Raw genomic sequence first — 19877 nt, 5'->3', positions numbered from 1 at the left:
TGCGCGGCCAGCCGGTGCTGGTGGGCACCATCGCCATTGAAAAATCGGAGCGGCTGAGCGCCCAGCTTCGCAAGGCCGGATACCTGCCGGCGCATTTTCAGGACCTGCTGAAGCAGGCGGGGCTGGACGGCCGCGAGATGGAGAAGTGGGCCAGGGAACTTCAGGCGAAGCACGAACCCGCCATGAACTGGCTGGTAAGGGCCGGCGTCACGCTTTCTGCTGTCAGGAAGACACTAAAGGACGGGCGCTTCGCCGGAATCGCCGCCTCGCCGAATGGCAACAGGAACGAGTTCGTGGACTCGTTGCTGAAACGCAAGGTGGAGAGATACTTCGCTCCGGCGGTTGGTCCGCTGGAAGCCGAGGCGGTCCCGGGTCTGGTGGAACTGGCAACCAGGACTTCGGACAAAATTGTTCCGGTGCTCGACTACCTCATTGAAATCCAGTGCCGCCCGGAGCGTCTGGTGGAAGTGCTGGAGCAGCACGAAATCAAACACAACATTCTCAACGCCAAGCAGCATGACCGCGAGGCGCAGATCGTGGCGCAGGCGGGCCGCGTGGGAGCCGTCACCGTCTCCACTAACATGGCCGGACGCGGAACGGACATCCTGCTGGGCGGCAACCCGGAGTTTCTGGCGCGGGAAGAGTTCCGCAAATCGCCTGAAAAATATCGCCAACAAGGCATCGACCCGGAACCCCCTGAGCGACCGGCCGCCGGCTCCGCAGATGAGATCTACCAGGCGTACATCAACGCCTACGCGGAGTGGCGCAGGAAGTGGACGGAATTCATCGATCGGTTTAAGACCACCACGGACGTCGAGCATGAGCGCGTCATCGACCTCGGCGGCCTTCACATCCTCGGCACCGAGCGGCATGAGTCCCGCCGCATTGACAATCAATTGCGCGGACGCGCCGGCCGGCAGGGCGATCCTGGCTCATCACGGTTCTACCTTTCGCTTGAAGACGACCTGCTGAGGATTTTTGCCGGTGACCGCATTTCCAAGATCATGCACCGGCTGGGCATGGAAGAAGGTGTGCCCATCGAATCACGCCTGATTACCAAGCGGATCGAAGCTGCTCAAAAGGCGGTTGAAGGCCAGAACTTCGAGTCCCGCAAGCACCTGCTTGAGTACGACGATGTGATGAACAAGCAGCGGGAGACGATCTATGATTTACGCCACCAACTGCTCCAGGGCGACGACCAGCAAGAGTATCTGCTGGACTCCGCTGACCGGGTAGTTGACTGGCTTGTCACGAATTACTGCCCCAAGGCGCAGCACGCAGATGAGTGGAACATTCAGGGCTTGCAGAACGAATTCTGGGGACGCTTTGGCGTCGATCTCCGCAAGCAAGAATTGGCATTCGATCCCAAGTTGCTCGAACCGCTGGCTGAGGATTTGAAGCAGACTGTTCATCAGCGCTACGAAGAGCGCGAGCAAGTCTGGGGCCCCGAACGTATGCGGTTCCACGAGCGCATGATTATGCTGCAGGTGGTTGACGCGCAATGGAAGGACCACCTGCTTGCCATGGACCACCTGAAAGAAGGCATTGGCTTGCGTGGATACGGACAGCGCGACCCCCTGGTGGAATACAAGCGCGAGTCCTTTGACATGTTTGAAGCCCTGATGGACCGCACCGAGGATGAAACACTTCGCTACCTTTTCCTGATGCGAACGCCCGAAGAGGAAGAGGCGTTGATTCGCCAATACCAGCAACGCAAGCGGCGCGAGCAGGCGGAAATGCGTATGGTCGGCGGCGGAGTAATGGAAAAACCTCAGCAGGTGGTCCGAAAGGAAAAGATTGGGCGGAATGATCCATGTCCGTGTGGCAGCGGCAAAAAGTATAAGAAATGCCACGGCGCGCCAGCCACCGTCGCTGCCGGAGAAGCCAAACCCAATACTCCCTCGACGCCCCCGGTGGAATCGTAATTGCTTCGGCGCGACGGATTCATTCTCAGATATCTTGCCGGTTTCTCGTCGCTTACATTTAACATGTCTCGATACGACGGTCATATCGACATACGATTTCTTGACTCCTGGTGGCTAGACGGATAGAATCCGCAAAGATAAAAGGACGATAAGTGCGGCATCTGAATCGGCGAGGGGTTTCCCTTGCCCTTGTTGCGGGTTTGAACGTAGCCTGGCTCTATGCCGTAATTTGCACGTCGCTATGCGCCATGGGTGTTTGCCCTAACGAAACGGCGCAGGCGATGGGCGCGCAATGCCCCCATCAGCAGTCCACAGCACCAGACCGAGAGTGCCCGACCCATGGGCAGAACTGCTTATTTCACGTGCATCTTCCGGGCACTTTTCTGGTTCCGGCGGGCGGTCAACCCGCTCCCGACCTTCCAAGTTTGGCTGGTCTGGCAATTCCATTTGCATTCCCGATCCAGGCCGCCGTTCCCGCACATTCCACTCTGGATGCTTCTTCCCATTCACCTCCCGGCTTTAACAGCGGGCGCATAATTTGTCAAAAGCAATCCCTCCTTCGCGTCTAGCGCCATTCCAACCTTTGACGGCCCAGGCGTAGTAGGCGAATTGCGCCTATTTGCAGCACGGCCTCAGCGGCTGTGTCTGCCTGCGTGGATGTTGTCGCTGCGGCGCACCTGACGAAGACGCACGAGTGCGCCAAGCAAGCGAAAAACAGGAGGAGATTGACATGCGAAATTTTGCCTTAGGAATCGTGGCGGGGCTTGCTCTGGCGGTCATCGGCGCGTTCGTCCTGGGGGTAGGCGTCCTCAAGTATGTCGAGCAGGGACATGTTGCCCTTCGCGCGGACGTTCCGCTAACCGCGTTTGAGAAGAAGCACGCCATGGCGGCCCTGGATGCGTCCCTCGACCGTTACGCGCCCAAACTGGAAAATCCCATCCAGCCGGCAGCATCGGCACTGAGCGATGGAGCGAAGCTCTATGGGACGTACTGCTCCAGATGTCATGGGGCGATGGACAATTCTGAAACCGCGTGGCGGGTCCGCCTCTATCCTCCGGCCCCGCAATTTCCCAAAGAGCCGACGGACATGGAGGAATTCGCGAATTTTTACGTCATCAAGCACGGAGTCCGGTGGACCGGGATGCCGGCGTGGAGCGCAGAGTTGAGCGACAAGGAAATCTGGACTCTGGTCGCCTACCTCAATCATATGAAAGAACCTGGCGCGCCCATGCCGGGGATGAAACACGGCGCAGACCAATCCGCGCCAGGAGCAGTAGAAAAAGGAGACAGCAAATGAGCAGAAGCAGAAGAGAATTTTTCCGTCAGGGGTTGTTGGGTGCAGGGCTGATGGCTTCCACGAAGGGCTGGGCAAAACAGCAAGGCCAGTCCCATGCCCAGCAGCCGATGCCGATGAACATGGGCAACATGCCTATGCCCAAGACTGAGCCTAAACCGAAGCATGCACAAGCTCCGCCCGCGCCATCATCGGCGGGGGAGGGGCATCTCATGGTCGAAACTCCAGATGTCCCTCCGCAACTTTCTTACACGCTCGACAACGGCGTCAAAGTGTTCAATTTAATTGCCGAGCCCGTCAAGCGCGAGCTTGTGCCGGGCAAGACCATTGACGCCTGGGGGTACAACGGCAGCGCTCCGGGACCGACGATCCAAATTGTTCAGGGCGACCGCGTGCGGCTGATCGTAGACAACCATTTGCCGGAAGCGACTTCCATGCACTGGCACGGATTTGAAATTCCCATTGACATGGATGGCGTGCCGGGAGTAACGCAAGACCTGATTCCGCCGGGTGGCCGCTTTGTGTACGAGTTCACTCTGCACCAGGAGGGGACTTATTTCTACCACTCACACATGGCTATGCAGGAAATGATGGGCCTGATCGGCCTATTCATCATGCACCCGAAGGAACCCTACAAGCCGCGCGTGGACAAGGATTTTGGGCTGGTCCTCCAGGAGTGGGCCGTGCTGCCGAATAACACCGTTCCGAATACGCTGTCGATGGAATTCAACTGGCTGACGATCAATGGAAAATCCGGCCCGGCAACTACCCCGTTGCTTGTCAAGCTGGGCGAAAGAGTGCGCATCCGTTTTGTAAATATTGGGATGGACCATCATCCAATGCATCTGCACGGCAACACGTTCTATGTGACCGGGACCGAGGGCGGCCGCGCCCCCCAAAGCACCTGGCGGCCTGAAAATACTGTCCTGGTTGGCGTGGCGCAATCCCGCGACGTCGAATTTGAGGCCAAATATCCGGGCGACTGGATGCTGCACTGCCACCTGCCCCACCACATGATGAACCAGATGGTCTCGATGGTTGGGCCCATGATGGAAGCCGGCCACGGCATGCGCACCGGCATGGGAATGGAAGAAGGCATGGGCATGCTGCGGCAGGGGAGCGCGATGTCGGAAGAAAACGGACCGAGCCTGGGTCGCGCCATCGGCATCGGCGCTGACCACGAGAAGGCAACAACCAACCTGCCGCTTTCTGCGGGCGCAGAGCATGGGATGCCCGGAATGACCCACCAAATGCCGAACGTGCCGGGGATGAGCCAAAACATGCAGAATATGCCCGGCATGAACATGCCATTGGGAAACAAAAACCCCGAGCTGGTTCCCGGCTACCCGCAGGACATGTTTATGCCCATGGATGAAATGTTTGTGAAGCCTGAGACCTACGGGCTGAGAAAAGGCTGGAGTGGGGGCGTGATGGGGATGATGACCCTGGTCCGAGTTCTGCCGCCCGAACTTTACGACAAGATCACGGAACTCAAGAAGAATCAGCGAAACGAGAATCCGGGAATGCCGCCTGGAATGCACCACCAACCTGGCGAGTAGCGGATGCTGGCAATCAGGCTGGACTCACCAAGTTCAAAAGAGGAGAAGCACACATGATGTATCAAAAGAAAACTTTGCTCGTCCTTTTTATCGCGCTGATCATCACGCTGGCGACACCTACGATCCTGCCAGCGCAGGACGCCGGTAGCGCCCAGCAGGCCGGCACTCAGGCGACCGCTCCCGAGGCCAAGCTGACGATCGAGGAGCTTGAGCAGATGGCTTTGCAGCGCAACCCCACGCTTGCACAGGCGCAGGCGGACGTGCGCGCTTCCGAGGGCCGCAAGATTCAGGCGGGCCTGTATCCAAATCCTGTAGTTGGTTACGAGGGTCGAGAAATTTCGTCAGGGCCAATTATCCGGGGCGGCGAACACGGGCTCTTCGTGCAGCAGACCATTGTCACATTCGGCAAACTGGGACTGAGCCGGAAAGTCTTTGCTCAGGAGCAGGCGCAGGCGGAATCCGTTGTGGCGGCGCAGCGCCAGCGCGTTGTGAATTCCGTGCGCCTGGCCTACTACGAGGCACTTGGGGCGCAAGAACTGGTACAGGTGCGAAGCGAGTTGGCCGAGATCGCCCGCAAGGCCGTTCAAACTTCCGGCCAACTCTTGAACGTGGGCCAGGCCGACCAGCCGGACATGCTGGAAGCGATAGTTGAAGCTCAGCGCGCTGACCTTGATCTTGCAGCAGCGAAGAATGACCAGCAGCGCGCCTGGCAGCAACTGGCCGCCACAGTGGGCAATCCTGCGCTCCCGGTGACGCCCCTGGCCGGGAGCCTGGCCGGCCCATTGCCTCAGATAAACGCCCAGGGCGCGCTCTCAAGACTCCTGCGGGACAGTCCCGAAGTCAAACTTGCCGAGCAAGGGATAACCCGGGCCGAGCTGGCTCTCAAACGGGCCCAACTCGAACCGCGACCAAACATCCAGGTTGGCGCAGGGCTTGACTACAACCGTGAATTGCTCGGAGAAGTTGGCTCCCGGCCCGTCGGATGGGAAGGCTCGGTCCAGGTGGGAGTACAAATCCCGATTTTTGATCGAAACCAGGGAAATGTTAAAGCCGCCGCGGCTGAGCTGGCTCACGCACGCAGCGAACTTGACCGGATAAGGCTCTCCCTGCGCTCGGAGTTTGCCCCGGTCTTTCGGGACTATTCTGACGCTTTCGAATCAGTCGAGCGCTATCAGAAGGGAATTCTGCCGCAGGCCCAGAAGGCATACGATCTCTACTTCGAAAAGTACCGGCAAATGGCCGCAGCGTATCCCCAGGTTTTGATCGCCCAGCGAACTCTCTTCCAGCTTCGCGAGAACTACGTGATGAACCTGATCAAGCTCCGTGAGACAGGAACGGAAATTCAGGGTTTTCTGCTGGTGAATGGACTGGCTGCGCCCATTGCCCCCGGCGAGCCAGCGACGGTCTCTCCTGGCGTCGAGGTTCGTCCGGCTGGCGCTCCCTGACCAGCGGGGTATTCTGCCGCGCACGTCGGGCAACAAATCCTCTCTGCTTAATGCGCGCAAAAAGAAAAGGCCCCGGAACGCTGACACTGAGTTCCGCGCATGTTCTTGCGAGGAATCACTCCAACGCTCCGGGGGCCTCTGAGGTCACCCGAGTTCCGGTAAACTGCTACCGGATCACTGTCCGCCGCCGTCGCCAGGGCCGGGCGAAATCACCACAAAGAACCCTTGTCCCTGGTGGATGACACGCAGCAGCACCTGCCCTTTGGCTTCGCCAGCCAGGCGATTGAAGTCGCCAACGTTATGGACAGGCTGCCGGTTGATGCTCTCAATCACATCTCCCTGCTGGAGGTACTGAGCCGCCGGACTACTCTGGTCGATGTCGGAGACCACAACCCCGCTCGCATTGGCTGGAATCCCCAGTTGGTCCCGCAGGCTCGGAGTCAGGTTCTGGACTGAAACGCCTTCCAGGGCGCTTCCCGACGGCGCTTGACCCTGGCTTGGAGCCGCGCCAGCATTCGCGGGCCTCTCACCCAAAGTCACCGTAACGTCCATGGGCTTGCCGTTTCGCAGAATGCTCAGCTTGACAGTTGTTCCGGGATTCGTTTGCGTCACCATGGTCGTGAGCGTCCCGGCGTCCGGGACATTCTTGCCATTGTACTTGCGAATGACATCACCGTTTTGAACGTCCGCCTTACCCGCAGGCCCTTTGGGTTCCACATTCTGGACAAAGGCGCCAGAGGTGTCTGGAACGTTAAATTGCTTCGCAAAATCAGAATTGACATCCGACACCAGGACGCCAAGGTAACCACGCGATACCTTTCCGCTCTTAATCAGATCTTCCATCACGCGTTTGACGGTATTGGAAGGAATCGCGAAGCCGACTCCGATAAAACTCCCTTCGCCTCCGGGTCCGGAATTTCCACTGAGGATAGCGGTGTTGATACCCACCACCTGGCCTCTGACGTTAACCAGAGGACCGCCGGAATTTCCGGGATTAATGGCGGCGTCCGTCTGAATGAAGTTTTCCAGGCTTCCTGGACCTTCGATGCCCATTCCCGAACGGCCGAGCGCGCTCACCGTTCCCCGGGTCACCGTGATTCCTCCGCCCTGGCTGGTGAGTCCAAAGGGATTTCCAAAGGCCATTACAATAGCTCCGACGTGCAGAGCATCTGAGTCGCCCCAGGAAGCGACGGGCAAATCAGAAGCATCAATCTTGAGAACCGCAAGGTCGGTCGGCTTGTCTGCACCCACGACTTTGGCAGGGAGCTTCCGCTTGTCAGAGAGCGTCACTTCGATGTCCGTCGCATGATCGATCACGTGATTGTTGGTCACAATGTAACCCTGCGGCGAAACAATTACGCCGGAACCCAGGGCGTGCAGGACCTGCTTTTGCGGAACCATCCCAGGCATATTACCGAAAAATCGGCGGAAAAAAGGATCGGAGAAAAAGGGAGACTGCTGCACCTTCATCACCTGCGTGGTACTAATGTAAACGACCGCAGGCGTAACGGCCTGAGCGATACGCTCATAGGCCTTGTTCAACTGCTCAAGCTGGTTAATATCCGGGCCATCCAGCGCCTGGCCATTGGCGAGCGCGATATCCGCAAAGCTGCGGTGCCCGAGGTACATCACAGAAGCGAGAACCAGGCAGAGAACGCCGATCAGTGTCAGGCTCAGGCCCAGGAAATTCTCGCACAAAAATTGCTTAGAAAATCGCGGCATGAAAAAGATTCTCCTTTCGTGACTCTTCTGCCGAGAGTTCAATCCATTCGGAGGCGGCTCAATCTTAACCTTGCCATCAGCTACGATGCGCTTCCAACACGGAAGGGTTTCCTATCGGATTAACCCCGGGGCTTGTAGATCAGCGGCCAAGCGAAGGATGGGATTCCCTTTTCTTCAGGAACTTTGAACGCTGGCAGCCCATCCCTCACATCATAAGATTACCACATGCCGAGGCGGCCAGCGAATGCCGCCGTCACATACTAGTTAGTTAACCAGGTTTGAAACCTTGCAAAACAGAAAAGGCCGGGTGCGCCACATACCGGCCCGTACGGAGGAAGGCTGAAGCCCGGCAGGAGAGCAACCGGACTTCTACATTTTCTTGCGGCTGTATGCGGAGGTCACCATCACGCCCATCGAGCCTCCGGCCTGCCTGAGTTGCACATCGTAGTGGACCGGATAGCCGCCCTGAACGGAAACGTTGTTGCCCAGCACAGCCCCAACAAAGTACCCCCCGCTCCCGCCGCCACCCAGAGTGACAGTGGCGTTGGGAGCGCTCAGAATCGCTGAAACAGCGCCGTTGCCGCTGATCGAGACGCTGTTCGTACCAGCATAGTTAATGGCAACGCATTCGGGCGGTATGCTGGATGAAACACCATTGGCGATCCCAAGACCGCCAAGGCTCAGGTTTGTTTTGATGTTGATGACAACGTATCCTGAAACGCTGATCTGGCCCTGGGTTTCACTGAGGCTGCCGACATTGTAATAGACCGGATTTAATGGGCTGGAGCCTCCCACCAGTTCCAGCACCGGCGCATTGCCGCCTCCCCCGCCACCCGACATCGTGATGCTCGAAATTTCGTAAGGGTGGGCAGAAGTACCGTCGCAGGAAGTGTCCATACATGGCGTGCTCGTCGCAGGACTCACGCCCGTCGTCTGAGGAAACGGACTATTGGACCACGTCGCGCCCACTGGCAGCACCTGCACGCTTCCAGAACCCAGCGAGTAAGAAGGAGCGCCGTTCGGGAAATTGGCCCGAAAGCTCGGCGCAGGGGCAGGCGCCTTATACGGCCCGTTAATCACCTGCCCGAGCACCGAGCTCGTGCTCCCGCTGTAGCCGCTGGTTGTGCAGCCGGAACTGCCGCCCGTGCCAATCACAACATCCCCTGAAACCGTCACGTTGCTCCCTAGCGTGACTCCTCCATTAGCGCCCACACTGGCCCCGGCGCCAATCACGTTGCTGGCGGTGGTGGAATCACACTGGCCCGCAGCTACGCTCGGATTTCCGCCGCCGTACGCTCCCAGCGACGAGTTGAAGGCGTCGGTGCATGTGCCGGAACTCCCCTGCATGCTTACCGAGCAAAATCCATAAAGCGCGTTGGCCCAGGTGGGAATGTAAATGGGCTGCACGATCGCCTGTTCCTCTGCCGTGGCGATTCTCGTGGATGAGCCTGATCCTCCTGTCCATGTTGCTCTGGAAGTAATCAGCCAGGTCTCCACCGGCGCGGCAGCCAGCGGCGGCTGGGAACCGACGTTGACTGTCTGATAATTCAAGAGGACGGCATTCACGTTGAAGTATCCGGAATTGTCCGCGTCGGCGGACACGCGGGTGTTCGCAGCGTCGTTCAAGTCCGAGGCAAAAGCATCGGCCACCTCTCGCGGAGCGCTTTCGCTATTGTTGATAGCCGGAAAATTCGACGTCCCGCTGCCGAACCCAATCAACTGCACACCGCTGTTATTGCTGGAGCAGTCGGACTTGCACACCACCGGGGAAGAGTTGGACGTGTAGAGATTAAAGGGGCTGCCGCTCGATGTCACCAGATAATAAGTGTTGGCCTCGCTCTGGGTGATGGCTCGATAATGCGTGCTGCGAAACCAGTTGACGGCGCGCTGTATGCCTGCCTTCGCCAGGTAGTCCGCTTGCGTGTCGAGCTTGTAATTATAAGCAGCAAAAGTTTCGGACCGGGCGGTGAAAACGATCGCCGCGGCCAGCACGGAGAGGACCAGCATCGCCAGCAGGACGAGAACCAGCGCAACACCGCGCTCGCTGCGGCCGCCTGATAGGCTGCTTTTGAACGAACACGTTTTCATTGAAGTCTGTTCCTCACGGGTAGTAATCCGATGGAAAGGTCATGGGCAAACTCTTGGGGAGAGGCGGCAGATAGATGGCTCCGCCCGCGTTATTTACAGTGATGGCGGCCTGAAGGTTCAGCGGCCGGACCTGAGTGGCCATGGTGAACCATTCCGGAGATTCAGACTCGAGACTCCTGGGGCTCACCGCAACACTGATGGTGACAACCACCGTCCCGACTACGGTGATCTGGTTTGGCACGACCCCAATGACAACCTGGTCGGGGTAGGCAAAAATCGGCTGTCCCGTGGGGCCGCTCCCGTTCGTGGTGTTATAGAGGACATTGTTGACCAGGGGCGACGCCTGATCGTTCGCAGGCGGGGTATACGTAGAAGGCGCAGGCAGGTTCGTGAACGGCACTGTAGTCACCGAGCGATAAAGGCCGTACAGGGTGTAGGTGGTCCCACCAATACTGACCGTCGCAGCGGGGCTGGCCGGAGACAGGCTGTAGACCACGTAGCGGATGACTCCGTCCTGGTTGATGTCGCCGAAGAATTCCAGCCTCTGACCGCTCGAAGTTCCGGAGGTCTGGAGGATTCCGCTGCCGTAAGGCATCTTGTAACTGATCGCGGGAAACGCAGTCGTGGACCCGTCGTGACTCATCAGGAATACAGCGTCAATCTGATTGGGCGCGCTGCATGGCGTCCCCGAAACGTTAGAAGTTGATAGCACCTCAACCAGCTCATGGTTTGGTCCCGTGTCTACAATGAGCCAGTCGCCGGGATTGATCTGGTTGATGTCACTCAGGGTAACGCACTGCGCGCTTGAGCTCACCGCCACGGTGTTGCTGGAAGTTTTGGCGGTGGTGAAATTCGGATTAAAGCCCGCCTGGCCGATCTCCTGTGTCATGACCTCCATCGCCGCGCGGGCGCTCTGGTTGGCCTCTGAAACCACCTGGTTGGCCTGGTATTTCTTCTGGGATTGAAAAAGAAACGGAAAAACCGCGGACATGAGAAGCATGATGATGGTCACGCTGGCCAGCAACTCGACCAGCGAAAATCCCGCCGCAAAATCCCTCCGCGATTTTTGGTCCCGTTTCATCTCTCGGTTCGCTAGTTCGGATTTGAAAGCAAGCTTGTAAGCACCACAACCGGTTTTCCGGAATTCGTATTCACGGCGGACTGTGAATAGACCGCCACGGAAATCTGCTTCAGGGTGGGACCACCCGTCGATGCCACATCCGTAATCCCCCACATACGTACATAGGAAATGTCTGAAGAACTGATCGCGGAGCAGCCGGTGGCCGCCGTAGAGCCGGGAAGCTGGATGCCGTTGCTGTCAAGGAAATCGATGTACCCGACCGAGGCGCCGGAGGCTGGGCAGGTGGCCTGGACCGAGGGACCGATGGCTCCCCCGGCAAGCAGACCTTGTGTCCATCCCGTCGCGGTGATGTTGGTGGTGTTGCAACCGGATGGCTGCGCAGAAGCCGCCTGTGTGCAGTTGCTGAAGTCGAGCGACAGCAGCTTTTCCACCTTGTCCTGCGCGTAAATGGTCGCCCGCGTAACCTCGGTGCCCTGATTTTTGTTGGTCACCGTCGCCTGAAAAATGAGACCTCCCACGCTGAACAGTCCGATGACTGCGATCAGCACAGCAATCAGGGTCTCAATCAAAGTCACGCCACTGTCATCGGCCGGGCTTTGCATTCCTCTTGCCTCGCCCCCTCCCCACGATGCGACCGTTTATCGCTTCATCCAGGAACTGCTGGCCGTGTCCCAGTTCCACACGGTCACCGCTCCGCCAATCGATACCGTCACTGCATCCACCAGGTTGTGCTGGTTGTGGACATAAATCACCGCTCCACCGTTGCCGAGCGGGTCGCCACTGCTGTCCACGGGAGTGCCACGGGTGTTGAAATAGACTTCAATCGGGTCCGGGCGGGGGCTCGGATCCGCCTCGATTGTTCCCGGGTAGCCGCTGGCGCTGAGAAAGGATGGCCGGCAGCTTGAGATGCTGTCTCCCTCCATCACGTATTGCGTCCCACCCTCAATCCCCGTCGTCGTCAGCGCGTTATATGCTGAAGTGCAGGCGGAATCGGTGCTGGTAGTGGTGTCGCCACAGAGCTTCTCCCGCCAGTAGGTCCCGGAAGAGGCATTAACAACCTCGCGGTAGGGCGCGAACTGCGATGCCGCCCTCATGCGCGCGATGTTCAACTGGTCTGCAAGCGCCGACGCGTCGGCGTGCAGCCGGTAGGCCTTGACGGCATCATAGGCCTGTGGGATGGCCATTGCCGCAACGACGCCGGCAACCGTCACCACAATGAGCATCTCCAGCAGCGTGAAGGCGGGCTCACGGAAGGAATCCGTCCGTTGCTTGCTTTTCTTCTTCCCCCCCAGCGGCGAGCGCAACCGCCCAGGTTCTGGCTCTGGCCAGGCAGTCCCTCGCAGCAGGCACAACTTCGGCGATGTCCTGCATTGCGCCATATCTGAATTCCATCGGCTGTCTGGCTTGCCCACTCTAGAGTCGGCTGTTATCTGAATCGGTTGCTATCTATCTGTATAGCCACCATCTAACTTGCTGATGCAGCAGGTCGTTATTCAGCCTTGCCGCCGAGCGGGATGCTGGAAACCTGGCGGTAGCCCTGGCCACCCAAGGGCTAATATGGTTGGGCAGGGCTCGTTGCACAGCCGGAGGATTTTCTATACTATTCTTGCTGCGGGCATGCCGGGGCGATTCACCTGCTAAGGTCTTTGTTCCTTCCTGACAATGGCGACGCATCCACCAGAGGTTTCACAAGCATCGCATCCGGTCCGCCGGCTGTCGCGCCGCGTGGGGCTGCCCATCCTCATTGCATTTGTGGTGTTATTGGCGGCGGCAGTCGCGTGGATTTACTGGCGCGTTCATGTATGCCTGCCCCGGCTGGATGGGACCATCCGATTGCAGGGAATCCAGGGTAAAGTCGAGGTGCTGCGCGATGCCCGGGGAGTTCCGTACATTCAGGCCGCTTCGCTTGAAGACCTGATATTCGCCCAGGGCTACGTTACCGCGCAGGACCGCCTGTGGCAGATGGACCTGAGCCGCAGAATCGCGGAGGGTCGGCTGTCAGAATTGTTCGGGTCGCGCACGCTCCATTCTGATGTCGAGAGCCGGACCCTTGGAATGAAGCAGGCCGCCGAGCGCGGGGTAAAGGAACTCGAGCCTGAAGAGCGGAAGCTGCTGCGCGACTATGCCCAGGGGGTTAATGCATTCATCTCGACCCATCAGGACCGCCTGCCGCTCGAGTTTCTACTCCTGCGCTACCACCCCGAGCCCTGGCGCGAGTCCGACTCCCTGGAAGTGGCCCTGAACATGGCCCGGCTGCTGAACACATCGTGGCCCGACGAACTGATGCGGGAGCGAGTTCGGCAGAAACTGGGCAGCACGCAGCTTGAAAATGATATCTTCCCTGCGCGCTCGCCCCTCGACCACCCCGTGGCCGAACTGCCTCCCGTGCCCTCAGCGCCCGCAGGTTCGCCAGGTGCACGGCTGCATATCACAACCTCGCTTCACCCGCAGCTTCCGCCACGGGCGTTAGAACTGACGGCCCCGCTGGAAGGAGATCTCAGTGGCCTCGATCCCATGCTGCAGGCTTTGGAGTCGTCAATTTCTTACACTGGCGTGGGCAGCAACAATTGGGTTGTTAGCGGAACTCACACGCGGTCCGGAAAACCATTGCTGGCCAACGATCCGCATCTTCCCTACGGCGTTCCCAGCATTTGGTATATGGTTCATCTGCAAGCTCCCGGCCTGGACGTGAGCGGCGTAAGCCTTCCGGGATTGCCGATGGTTATCATCGGACACAACCGCCAGATCGCCTGGGGAGTGACGAATACCGGCCCGGACGTGCAGGACCTGTATGAAGAATCGTTCAATCCGCAGAACCCGCATGAATACTTCTACAACGGCAAATGGGTTGAAGACAGAGAAAGGATCGAGAAGATCAAGGTTCGCGGAAAACCGGATGATGCCCTGCTGGTAAAATCCACCCGTCATGGTCCCATCCTCCAAGACACCGGCAATCGGCGCCTCGCTCTCGCCTGGACGGCCCTGTTGCCCCACGCGCTGCGCTTTCCTTTTTTGAAGATTGGCGAAGCCCGCGACTGGAACGAGTTTACGGATGCTCTGCGCGGCTTCGCGGGGCCGATGCAGAATTTTGTCTATGCAGACACCGAGGGAAACATCGGTTTCTATGCGGCGGGATGGGTACCCATCCGGAAACGCGGCGACGGCAGCGTTCCTGTTCCCGGCTCAGGCGATGATTATGGGTGGCTTGGCATGGTCCCGTTTCAGGACCTTCCTCATGCTTATAATCCGAAAAGCGGCATCCTTGCGACCGCCAATGGCCGTGTTGTGCCCGATAATTATCCTTATTTTATAACGTCGATGTGGGGTGAGCCGCACCGGACGGCGCGGATTTATCAACTTCTGGAAGCCGGAAAATCGCTCGCCGTCGTGGATATGCTGAAGATCCAGATGGACATCCATCCGCTGGACGATGAGTGGCTGCGCGATCGGCTGATTGCCGCCGCAAACGAGTACCTGCCACAACAACCCGACGCCCGGTTTGCCATAGAGCAATTACGCGGGTGGGACGGCAAGGCAACGGCCGACTCTGCCGCTACGCTCGTGTGTGAACTCACAAAGCCGGTCCTTCTTCATCGCATTCTTGCGCCCAGGCTCGGGGATGATCTTTCCGGGTATCGCTGTCCGATGAGTACCGTCTTTCTGCAGGACGTGATCGACCACAGCCTGGGCCGCTGGTTGCCGCCCGGCGACAATAACTTTAACCAGACATTAATAAGGAGCCTGGAGGAAGCCGTCCGCCAAATTCCAGGACTGGTCGGAACCAATGACCACAACGCCTGGAAGTGGGGCGCCACAATACCCTTAACCTTCCGCCACCCCCTGGGAGGAGCTGTGCGGCCGCTTGGCTGGCTGCTGAATGTGGGTCCTTTTCCACAATCGGGAACGGCGAACTCGATTAAGCGCGCCACTCTCGGCGTAGGGCCTTCCATGCGGATGGTGGTGGACCTCGGAGAACTTGACAGCTCCGTGCAGAATATTACGCTCGGGCAATCGGGCCAGCCCTTCAGTCCGTACTATAAAGATCAGTTCGAAGCTTGGTATCATGGCCAGAGCTTTCCGATGCCGTTCAGTGATGAGGCCGTGCAAAAGGCGGCGGCCCATCGGTTGGAGCTTGAACCGACAGAAGCAAATTCTTCGCGCAGGCGCAACACCAGGCAGTAAAGGGCAATTCACGCAATGGAAAAGATAACGCGCCGGGAATCAATATTGGCAATGGCCTCGGCGCTCGCCGCTGGGGGCACGGCTCTCAAAGCGGCGGCCCAGACGGCGCCGGGCGCCGCCGGCGACCAGACCACAGGCCCTGCAAGCCAGGCCGGGCTGCCTTCCGGGTCAGACCAGGCGTTTGAAAAATTTGTGGACGATTACTTTGACGGCTTTTTCCGGTTCAATCCGGCCAGCGCCACCAGCGCAGGCATTCACAAGTACGACAGCGAGCTTCCCGCCTATTCGCAGGCGGACATTCGCAACGAAATTACGCGCAATCAGAAGGCCCTGACCGAGCTGGCGCGGGTCCCCAGTGACGGTCTGTCTGCAAACAACCAGCTTGACGCCACGGTGCTTCGAAGCCTGATCAACGGGCACCTGCTTGAGCTTGCCGATATCCGCAAATGGGCAAAGGACCCAAGATTTTATAACACTCAGGCAGGGTATGCGCTGTACACCCTGATCGAGCGCGGTTTCGCCCCGCTCGAGGACCGGCTGAAATCATTGATTGACCGCGAGCGCCGGATACCCGACATTCTGAACAGCGCCCGGACCAACGTGGTGAACCCTCCCGCCGTTTACACCAAAGTCGCCATTGAAGAGGTCCAGGCGGAGATCGATTTCCTCCAGAACGTTCTGCCGCAGAACGTCGCCGGCGCGCAGAGCCTCGCACTGAAAGCAGAATTTGCCCAGGTCAACCAGAGCACGGTGGCGGCGTACCAGCAGTTTCTCGGATATCTGCAGACGGGCCTCACGCCTCAGTCTCAGGGCAATTTCGCCCTCGGCCTCGAGAATTTCCAGAAGAAATTGCTCTATGACGAGATGGTGGACATCCCGGTTGGAGACCTGCTGAAGATTGGTAACCACGAGATGCGTCGGCTGCAGTCGCTTTTCCTGCAGACCGCAAAGATTATCGACTCCACAAAAACCCCGCTTCAAGTGCTTCAGAACATCAGGCAGAGCGCCCCGGAGGCGGACCAGGTGGTTCCAGAAACCCAATCAGTGCTCGATAATCTGAGGCAGTTTCTGCTGATCCATGAGATTGTGACGGTGCCTCCGGCGCCCGTACCGCAGGTGGCGGAAACGCCGCCCTTCATGCGGGCGCTCACCTTTGCTTCAATGGATACTCCGGGACCGTTCGAGGACCATTCAACGCAAGCCTTCTTTTATGTCACGCTGCCTAACCCCTCCTGGGATGAAGAACACAAACGGCAGCTTCTCCGGTTTTTTAACCGTTCTTCCACCCCGATTGTTGCCATCCATGAAGTCTATCCCGGACATTACGTGCAGTTTCTATGGCTGAAGCAGGCTCCAACGAAGGCGAGAAAGCTTGAGTCCACAATGGGCGGTATGACAACCAATGTGGAGGGTTGGGCGCATTACTGCGAAGAGATGATGCTGGAACAGGGCTACGGCGAGGGTGATCCCAGCTTGCTGCTGATGCAGCTCCAGGGTTCACTCGTCCGGGTGTGCCGCTACCTGGCGGCAATCCAGTTGCACACGCAGGGCATGACGGTCGAGCAGGCCTCCAATCTGTTCCAGCAGGATGCATACATGGACCTCGCCAACGCGGAGCGCGAAGCGATGCGCGGGACTTCCGATCCCGCTTACCTTGCTTACACGCTTGGCAAGCTGGAGATCATGAAACTGCGGGAGGACTATCACCATAAGCTCGGTGACAAATTCAATCTGAAAGCGTTCCATGATCAGTTCCTGAGTTACGGCGTCGTGCCGGTCAAGATGATCCGCGAACAGATGTTGCAGGACGGGACCCCTGTCCTTTAGCACGATTCTCAACCCTGGCCAGCATGCAATCGAGCTTGCAGAAGTCGCCCGCCGTTTGCGGGGTGAAAGGATTCAACTTTCTATTACACAATACCGGACCAGCGAAAGAGACCCCATGCAGCAAAATCGATTCTTGTTTACTTCGGAAGGCCAATCTGCGCGATCGCGATTGATGGATTGCCGCGAGCCAGTTCTGCTGGGGCTTCTGTTTTTCCTGATGCTGTGCGGCCCAGCAACAATGGGGGTAGCTGCGGCACAGATCGCAACGCCGAAAGCGGAAACCAGCCGGCTTGAACTCTCCTACATTCTCGGCATGGAGAGACCCTCAACCCACCTCTTGCAGGTGGAAATTACCGCCACACAGGTGAAGGAACCGCTCCTCCGGTTCGCTATGCCCGCCTGGGCTCCCGGCCGTTATGCGATCTATGATTTTGCAAAAAACATTCAGGAATTCAGTGCAGTTGGGGCAAATGGCCAGGCACTCCCCTGGCAGCAGCCGGACAAACAAACCTGGACCGTGAATACGACCGGCTGCGGCGGCGCCGTCAGGGTACGATACTTGGTCTTTGCCAATGACCTGACAGGTTCCTTCTCGCAATTTGACTCCTCGCACGGCGCCATCAACGGCGCCTCCGTCTTCATGTACCTGCCGGGGGACAAATCCAATCCGTTGACTCTCACCATTCGCCCGCCGCAGGGCTGGAAGATCGTAAGCGGCTTTTCAATGTCACTCACGCAAACTACTTTCCAGGTTGCAAACTACGATGTGCTGATCGACACGCCTCTCGAAATAGGGCCTGACTGCTGGGTGAACGACTTTGAGGAAGGCGGAAAGACTTTCCGTGTGGCGATCCATACCTACCCTGATCAGGATGGCGATGCCGGCAGCCGTTCCGCGCTGGTTGAAGGGTTGAAGAAGATTGTCCGCTCCGAGATGGCGATGATGCCCGCCCCGGAATTCAGCCACTACACGTTTCTGTTCCATTTCGATCCGGCCCTGCCGATGGGCGACGGCATGGAACATCTCGATTCGACCGAGATCATCGTTCGCGGAAATTTGTCAGGCAGCGGGCTCTCCCAGGCGCTCGAAACAGCCGCCCACGAGTTCTTTCATCTCTGGAACGTAAAGCGGCTGCGGCCTGCTGGCCTGGGCCCTTTCGATTACAGCCGCGAGGTTTACACGCCGTCGTTGTGGTTTGTCGAGGGCATCACTACTTATTACTCCTATGTGAGCCTGTTGCGCAGCGGCATCTGGTCGCAGCAGGAATTTCTGGATCGCCTGGCAGGCGAAGTTCGCACCCTGCGGGAAGCTCCCGGCCGCAGGCAGATGTCGGCGGAAAGCTCCAGTTTCCACGCCTGGTTCTACGATCGGTCGCCGCAAATGCAGGAAACAAACTTCGCTAACAGCACGATCTCGTATTACAACAAGGGTGCCCTGCTGGGTATGCTGCTCGATCTTGAAATCCGCTCGGCAACGCACGGCCTGAAGTCCCTAGACGACGTGATGCGGCGGATGTACGGGAAATTTTATGACAGCTCAGCCGCCAGCTATTACCTGCACGGCCGGGGCTACACGGAGAAGGATATTCTCGACACCGTCAGCCAGGTTTCAGGCACAGACTTTGCGCCGTTCTTCGAGCAATACGTCGCCGGGACGGATCCCCTTCCATACAACGAGGTCCTGGCAAAAATAGGACTGACGCTGCAAATTGCGACGTCGTCTCAGGCGCCTCCCAGCCTGGGGGCGTTGGTGGAACCCGTCAATACCGGCGTCAGGATTTTTGCTGTCCAGCCGGGCGGGGCGGCAGACCGCGCAGGACTGGGCCGCGATGACGTGCTGGTTTCGATAGATGAGCAGTCGCTTGCCACTGAAAGTCTGGCGGCGCGGTTGAGCATTTACCCTGCGGGTGCAAAAGTGCCCTTTGAAGTGGAGCGCCACGAAAATCGCTTTTTCGTCACTGTTCAGCTCGGTCCGCCGCAACCCGATGATTACTCGATCACGGAGCTGCCCGGCGCCACCGAAGAACAGTTGAAAATCCGGCGAGGATGGTTGAACACCAACCAGACGGGAAACGCCCAAGGCGCTCCCGCAGCGGCCGTTCGGAGATTCAGAAGCGCCGCTGCTTCCCGAAGTAGTATGAAGTGATCGCGATCAGCACAGCCGCCAGGATTGCGGCCAACGCAATTTCGTTAACTTCGAGAAAATGCTGCTCGACCAGTTGCCAACTGTTTCCGAACAGGAAACCCACATAGGTAACCGCAATGGCCCAGACCGTGGCCCCTGTAAAATTGAAAAAGAGAAACCTGCGGTAGGGCATGCGAAAAAGCCCGGCGATGATCCCGGCAAACATTCGCAGCCCCGTGATGAACCTGCCAGTAAAAACCGCCCACTGGCCGTACTTCAGAAACAATGTCTGGGAATGGTCAAAAGATTTTCGAACGATGGGAAACCTGCGGATGAATCGGTCAACAAATGCCCTGCCGCCAAATAGCCCGATCAGGAATCCAATCGAGTCGCCGACAGTGGCCCCTGCGATCGCAACAAGGATGCTGGAGTAGAGATCGATCTTTCCGTGGTAGGCAAGAAACCCGGCGAACAGAAGCACAGTCTCACCCGGGATGGGGATGCCTGCGTTCTCCAGCATGACTCCGAAAAAGACTACCCAATAGCCATACTTCGAAAAAACTTCTGATAGCGTTTGGAAAATTGTGTGGGCCATGTTTGGGGCATGAAGTGAAGAAATCGCCGGCTGG

Annotated in this window: 13 protein-coding genes; 7 read left to right on the top strand and 6 right to left on the bottom strand. The window is 58.3% G+C overall.

Going from position 1 to position 19877, the window contains the following annotated elements; translation table 11 throughout:
• The 4 genes from VFQ24_08605 to VFQ24_08590 all read left to right on the top strand — a co-directional run.
• Positions 1-1925: SEC-C metal-binding domain-containing protein (locus VFQ24_08605; protein ID HET9178402.1), on the top strand; the 1925-nt coding region annotated here is incomplete at its 5' end.
• Between the two features lie 730 nt (positions 1926-2655).
• On the top strand, positions 2656-3222 hold the full coding sequence (locus VFQ24_08600) for a cytochrome c (protein ID HET9178401.1): 567 nt from the start codon (positions 2656-2658) through the stop codon (positions 3220-3222).
• Positions 3219-4778, top strand: coding sequence for a copper oxidase (locus tag VFQ24_08595; protein ID HET9178400.1), 1560 nt, complete (start codon positions 3219-3221; stop codon positions 4776-4778). Before VFQ24_08600 ends, VFQ24_08595 begins: the two co-directional genes overlap by 4 nt.
• Positions 4779-4831: 53 nt before the next feature.
• Entirely contained in the window at positions 4832-6223 is a 1392-nt protein-coding gene (locus VFQ24_08590; protein ID HET9178399.1) for a TolC family protein, read from the top strand.
• A 174-nt stretch (positions 6224-6397) separates the two neighbouring features.
• On the opposite strand, the gene VFQ24_08585 is transcribed toward VFQ24_08590, so the two are convergent.
• The 5 genes from VFQ24_08585 to VFQ24_08565 form a co-directional block, all read right to left on the bottom strand.
• Complete coding sequence (locus VFQ24_08585) at positions 6398-7945, bottom strand: DegQ family serine endoprotease (GenBank protein ID HET9178398.1); 1548 nt, start codon at positions 7943-7945, stop codon at positions 6398-6400.
• Positions 7946-8314: 369 nt separating this feature from the next.
• Positions 8315-10033, bottom strand: coding sequence for a hypothetical protein (locus VFQ24_08580; protein ID HET9178397.1), 1719 nt, complete (start codon positions 10031-10033; stop codon positions 8315-8317).
• A 13-nt stretch (positions 10034-10046) separates the two neighbouring features.
• A complete protein-coding gene (locus VFQ24_08575; protein HET9178396.1) occupies positions 10047-11114 on the bottom strand; it encodes a hypothetical protein in 1068 nt (355 codons plus the stop codon).
• Positions 11115-11125: 11 nt separating this feature from the next.
• On the bottom strand, positions 11126-11716 hold the full coding sequence (locus tag VFQ24_08570) for a hypothetical protein (GenBank protein HET9178395.1): 591 nt from the start codon (positions 11714-11716) through the stop codon (positions 11126-11128).
• A 36-nt stretch (positions 11717-11752) separates the two neighbouring features.
• Positions 11753-12493 carry a prepilin-type N-terminal cleavage/methylation domain-containing protein gene (locus VFQ24_08565; protein HET9178394.1) on the bottom strand — a complete coding sequence of 247 codons (741 nt, stop codon included), beginning with the start codon at positions 12491-12493 and terminating at the stop codon, positions 11753-11755.
• Positions 12494-12776: 283 nt separating this feature from the next.
• Here VFQ24_08565 and VFQ24_08560 point away from each other — a divergent pair, with 283 nt between their 5' ends.
• From VFQ24_08560 to VFQ24_08550, 3 genes are all read left to right on the top strand, one after another.
• Entirely contained in the window at positions 12777-15296 is a 2520-nt protein-coding gene (locus tag VFQ24_08560) for a penicillin acylase family protein (protein ID HET9178393.1), read from the top strand.
• Positions 15297-15311: 15 nt separating this feature from the next.
• Positions 15312-17123 (top strand): DUF885 domain-containing protein, encoded by a 1812-nt coding sequence (locus tag VFQ24_08555; GenBank protein HET9178392.1) that lies wholly within the window; start codon positions 15312-15314, stop codon positions 17121-17123.
• Between the two features lie 115 nt (positions 17124-17238).
• Positions 17239-19269 (top strand): PDZ domain-containing protein, encoded by a 2031-nt coding sequence (locus VFQ24_08550; GenBank protein HET9178391.1) that lies wholly within the window; start codon positions 17239-17241, stop codon positions 19267-19269.
• Here VFQ24_08550 and VFQ24_08545 read toward each other — a convergent pair.
• Positions 19232-19843: a DedA family protein gene (locus VFQ24_08545; GenBank protein ID HET9178390.1), complete on the bottom strand. Its 612-nt coding sequence runs from the start codon at positions 19841-19843 to the stop codon at positions 19232-19234. The genes VFQ24_08550 and VFQ24_08545 overlap by 38 nt on opposite strands.
• Positions 19844-19877 lie beyond the last annotated feature (34 nt).

It is taken from the genome of Terriglobia bacterium, from assembly GCA_035712365.1.
GTDB lineage: Bacteria > Acidobacteriota > Terriglobia > UBA7540 > UBA7540 > SCRD01.
The sequence above is the reverse complement of the archived record's forward strand: the minus strand, read 5'-3'. Positions and strand labels throughout refer to the sequence as shown.